Origin of the sequence: Micromonospora sp. LOL_013 (assembly GCF_048060315.1) — a bacterium.
Classification (GTDB): Bacteria; Actinomycetota; Actinomycetes; order Mycobacteriales; family Micromonosporaceae; genus Micromonospora_E.
Genome location: NZ_JBHMIQ010000077.1, coordinates 1 through 4,812 on the forward strand (window position 1 = coordinate 1; position 4,812 = coordinate 4,812).

3 protein-coding genes and 2 pseudogenes are annotated in these 4,812 nt (G+C 69.2%); all 5 read right to left on the reverse strand.

Annotated elements, in window-relative coordinates; translation table 11 throughout:
• Positions 1-42: 42 nt before the first annotated feature.
• Positions 43-564, reverse strand: a pseudogene (locus tag ACFHWS_RS28240) (transposase); the annotation flags it as partial.
• Positions 565-674: 110 nt separating this feature from the next.
• Positions 675-1,652, reverse strand: a complete 978-nt coding sequence (locus ACFHWS_RS28245) for a tyrosine-type recombinase/integrase (RefSeq protein ID WP_289211943.1) — start codon at positions 1,650-1,652, stop codon at positions 675-677.
• Positions 1,649-2,578 (reverse strand): tyrosine-type recombinase/integrase, encoded by a 930-nt coding sequence (locus tag ACFHWS_RS28250; RefSeq protein WP_416557624.1) that lies wholly within the window; start codon positions 2,576-2,578, stop codon positions 1,649-1,651. The genes ACFHWS_RS28245 and ACFHWS_RS28250 overlap by 4 nt, the downstream gene beginning before the upstream one ends.
• A complete protein-coding gene (locus ACFHWS_RS28255) occupies positions 2,575-3,780 on the reverse strand; it encodes a tyrosine-type recombinase/integrase (RefSeq protein WP_416557623.1) in 1,206 nt (401 codons plus the stop codon). The genes ACFHWS_RS28250 and ACFHWS_RS28255 overlap by 4 nt, the downstream gene beginning before the upstream one ends.
• A 131-nt stretch (positions 3,781-3,911) precedes the next feature.
• Positions 3,912-4,697: pseudogene (locus ACFHWS_RS28260) on the reverse strand (IS256 family transposase); the annotation flags it as partial.
• Positions 4,698-4,812 lie beyond the last annotated feature (115 nt).

A 4,812-nucleotide genomic window follows, 5' to 3' on the forward strand; every position in this document is an offset into this window, starting at 1 on the left:
GGAGCCTGTCCGAATTTCTGTGTAACGCCCTATCCTGTCCAACTATCGGGCATCGATGGGGATACGGTTCGGGAAGAACAGGTCCAACGCGTTGAGGGCCTGTTTCCAGCCGTGCACGCCGGCGCCTTCGACCAGCCGTGGCGGCGCGGTGCGGGAGTTCGCGGGTCTACCGGCCTCGGCGGCGCGTTGCCGGGCGCGTTTGTCCTCGATGTCGGCGATCGCGAGCCAGATCAGCTTGATCACGGCGTCGTCGGTGGGGAAATGCCCACGGTTCTTGATGATCTTCCGGATCTGGTAGTTGAAGCTCTCGATCGCGTTGGTGGTGTAGATGATCCGGCGGACCTCGGGAGGGAACGCCAGGAACGGAGTGAACCGTTCCCACGCCCGTTCCCAGACCGCGACCGCGGCCGGGTAGCGTCGGCCGAGCGGGCTGTCGGCGAAACCGAGCATCGCGGTCTCGGCCGCCTCCACCGTCGGGGCGGTGTAGATGTCCTTCAACGCGGCGGCCATCGCCCGACGGTCCTTGTAGGACACGAACTTCGTCGCCGCCCGGATGAGGTGCACCTTATGCCGATATCGGCATAAGGTGCATTACTCCGAGGTCGCGGTTATGCCGATGCCGGGTGCTCCGGCGCTGTTCAGTGGCGGTGCTCGTGGTCGTCGGGTCGGCATAATCACAGGGCTTCGAGGAAGGCGAGCAGGCGGTCGGGCGTGCGGTAGCGGCCGGGTTGTGTGCCGGTCGGAGTTGTTCGGTCGAGGGCTCGCTGCTTGAGTTCCATGTCCGCACGTAGGTAGATCTGAGTCGTGGCGACGCTTTCGTGGCCGAGCCAGAGCGCGATGACGGTGATGTCGACGCCGGCGTGCAGCAGGCGCATGGCGGCGGTGTGCCGCAGGACGTGTGGGGTGATGGTTCTTGCGGTCAGTCGGGGGCATCGCGCGACGTAGACGGCGAGCCGTTGGGCGAGTGCGTCGTGGCTGAGTGCGCCGCCGCGGTTGGTCGGGAACAACACGTCGTCGGGTTCGCCGCCGCGTTCGGCCATCCAGGTTCGGAGCAGGTTGACGGTGTCGGTGGTCAGCGGGGTGGCGCGCCGCTTGCGGCCCTTGCCAAGGCAGCTGACATGGGGTCCTGCGCCGAGATGGGTGTCCCGGCGACGCAGCGCGGTCAGTTCGCCGGCGCGAAGCCCTGTCTGGACGGCCAGGTGCAGCATGGTGTGGTCGCGGCGGCCGGTGCGGGTGGCGCGGTCGGGCTGGTCGAGCAGTTCGTTGGTTTCCTCGTCGGTGAGGAACTCGATGATGCGGTGATCGCCTCGTTTGGCGGGGATGGCCAACACTCGGGTGATGTCGTCGCTGTGCTCGGGGTGGTGCAGCGCGGCGAAGGCGAACAGGGAGTGGATCGCGGCGAGGCGGGCGTTGCGGCTGCGGACGCTGTTGGCCCGCTGTCGTTCCAGGTGATCCAGGAACGCGGCGACTGTGGTCGCGTCCAGGTCGGCGAAGTCCAGCTTGGACAAGGGCTTGGCGGTCCTGGTGCTGGCGAACTGCAGCAGCATGCGGATGGCGTCGCGGTAGGCGGCGACGGTGTGCGGACTGGCCTGCCGCTGCGCGATCAGTCGGTTGGTGAAGAAGGCCTGCACCGTGGTCGCGACGGCGGTCACGGCCGTGGTCCTGACGCCGATCGCAGCCTTTGGGCGGCCTCGGCCATCAGCTCGGGCGCGGCGTCGAGGTACCAGTACGTGTTCTTCGGCGACACGTGCCCTAGGTAGGTCGACAGCAGAGGTAGCCGGGTGTCGATGTCGGCGCCGTCGCGATACCAGCCCAGCAGGGTGCGGACCGCGAACGTGTGGCGTAGGTCGTGCGGCCGGGGACGGCATGACGGCGAGCGTGGGGCCAGCCCGGCCCGGCGGGCGAGCCGGGCGAAGGTCACGCCGACGTTGAAGACGAGCAGGCGGGTGCCTGCCTGCGACACAAGCAGGGCGGGGCTGACCGGGGTGGGGAACCACGCGTGGCGGATCGCGCGGTAGGCGGTCAGCGCGGCGACGGTGCTGTCGTGCAGCGGCAGCAGGCGCTGCTTGCCGAACTTGGCGTGCCGCACCACCAGGACACCGGCGTCGGCGTCGAGGTCGCTGTCATCGGCGGCCAGCGCCTCGCCCAGACGCATGCCGGTGACCGCGAGCAGCCCGATGAGCGTGCGCATAGTAGCGGTGCGCAGCGGTGTCTTCAGCGACTCGGTCTGCTGTAACAGGGCGGCCAGGTCGGCGTCGGAGTAGAGGTAAGGCACCGCCCGGCGTCCCCGGCTTGGCAGGAGTCCGGGCGGGACGACCGGCACCGTCGGGTCCAGGGTGTGCAGGTAGGCGGCGAAGCTGCGCACCACGGACAGCCGCATTCCCAGCCAGCCCGGGCTGGCCGGCTCCGGCAGCTTCGCCCAGGCCAACGCATCATCGACGGTGAACGCGGTGCGGCCGAGGTCGTCGAGATAGTCGAGGAACTGCACGATCAGCTTCTCATCGCGGCGTAGCCCATAGCCCAGCCCGCGCCGCAGCTTCAGGTAGTCGGCCAGCGCGGCCCGCAGATCGGTGGTCATCGAGTCACCTCCTGCGGCCAAGGCATCGCCAGGCTGCGCAGCGCCGCGATGTCGACCTTGGCGTAGATGGCCGTGGTCAACACGCTGCGGTGACGCAGCACTTGGCCGATCTCGGTCAGCGGCGCCCCCGCGGCCAGCATCGCGGTCGCCGCGCTGTGCCGCAGCCGATGGGCGTAAACAGTGCCCAGCCCGGCGCGGTGCCCGGCCGCGTTGACCACCTGCGTCACGCCGATGCTGGTCAGTCCACGACGCGGGGCCTTCACCCGGACGAACACGCACCGGTCCAGCGCGCCCGCAGGCCGACCCGCTTCGAGATAGTCGACCAAGGCCTGCCCGACGTCGACCGGCAGCGGCAGGCGGTCACGGTGGCCGCCCTTGCCGCGCACCACGACCTCGCCCTGCCTCCAGTCCAGATCGTCGAGCTGCAGCCCCGCGACCTCACCGGCCCGCAGGCCCATACGGGCCAACATGGTCAGGATTGCCCGGTCCCGCAGCCCGTTCACGCTGTGCGTGTCGCACGACGCGAGCAGTGCCGTGACCTGCTCTGCGGGTAGCCCTTTGGGCAGACCCGACGCGCGGTGCGCGACCTTCGGCACGGACACCGACAGATCGGTGTCGGCGACGCCGTCGAGGAACCAGAACCGCAGCAGCGCCCGCAACGCCGACGCGCGACCCTGAACGGTCTTGGGCGCCAACGAACGGGTCAACCCGGACAGGTACGCCGTCACCGTCCGCGCCGACAGCCTCGCCGCGTCAACGCCGTCGTCGACCATCACCGTGGACACGAACGGTCGCACAGACACGACGTAGAACTCGGCGACGTCAGGCTTCACCCCGCGTTCCGCCAGCAAGTACGCCCGGAACCGCTCCACCAGCGCATCGCCAGCCGACACAGCGGCAGGCGGCTCGGCCGGCGCCGCCTGCACGTCACGCAGGTACGACAGCAACGGGTCCAGTGACCGGGATGAACGGCAGGCACGGTAGCCGGCCGCCGCACGAGCCGCGACGTAACGACGCGCCACCTGCCCCGTCAACCCCGCCGCACCCAGCCCTTCACCCGCCAGCCACCGGCTCAGGTGCGCCACCAGCGTCATCCAGTTACGCCGCGTCGCGAAGGTGTAGCCGCGCTGCTCAAGATGCGCGGCGTACCCCGCCGCGTGCGACTCCAAAGGCCCGACCACCCGGGCTCCCAGAAGATCCATCACCACCAACCCCTCCAATCAAAGGAGAGGCCAGCGTCAACCCGCCGCGATTATGCCGACAACACCAGAACGGACCTGAACAGCCGCACCGGCATACGCCGCGGCATCGGCATAACCGCGACCTCGGAGTAATGCACCACGCACGTCTGGACGGTGGTGTGCGGCCACACCGCCTCGATCGCCTCGGGCAGACCGGTCAACCCGTCGCAGCAGGCGATCAGCACATCACGCACGCCACGGTTACGCAGCTCGGTGCAGACCTGCATCCAGAACTTCGCCCCCTCGGTCTGCTGCACCCAGATACCGAGGACGTGCTTGACCCCGTCGGTGTTGACCCCGACGACGAGGTAGCAGGCCTTGTTACGGACCTGCGCGCCGTCGCGGACCTTCACCATCAACGCGTCGACGTAGACGATCGGGTACACCTCGTCCAACGGCCGGTGCTGCCACGCCTTCACCTCCTCCAGGACCTCGTCGGTGATGGTGGAGACCGTGTCGGGGGACACCTCGGTGCCGTAGACCCGCTGCAGGTGGTGACAGATGTCGCGGACCGTCATCCCACCCGCGTACAGGCTGATGATCACGTCCGACAGGCCACCGAGCCGGCGGGCGTTCTTCGGCACCAGCATCGGGGTGAACGTGCCCGCCCGGTCCCGGGGCACCTTCACATCGACCGGACCGATCTCGGTCTGCACCGTCTTCGCGGTCGACCCGTTACGCGAGTTACCCGAGCCGTTACCCGCCGCGTCACGACGGGCGTAGCCCAGATGCTCGGTCAACTCGGCCTGCAGCCCCCGTTCCAGAACGGCACGTACCAGCTCGGACAGGAACCCGCCCGGCCCGGTCAGCCGCAGCCCGTCACCCTTGACCTGGGCCAGCAACGCGTCCAGGGCCTGCTTGTCGATCAGATCCGCCACCGCCCGGCGGGCCGCCTCACGCGCCGCCGCCTCATCCGGCACCGCCGCCGCCAGAGGCAGCCCGCGGCCCGTCAGCGGCGATCCGCCGCGTCAACGCCGCGACCTCCGCGTCGAC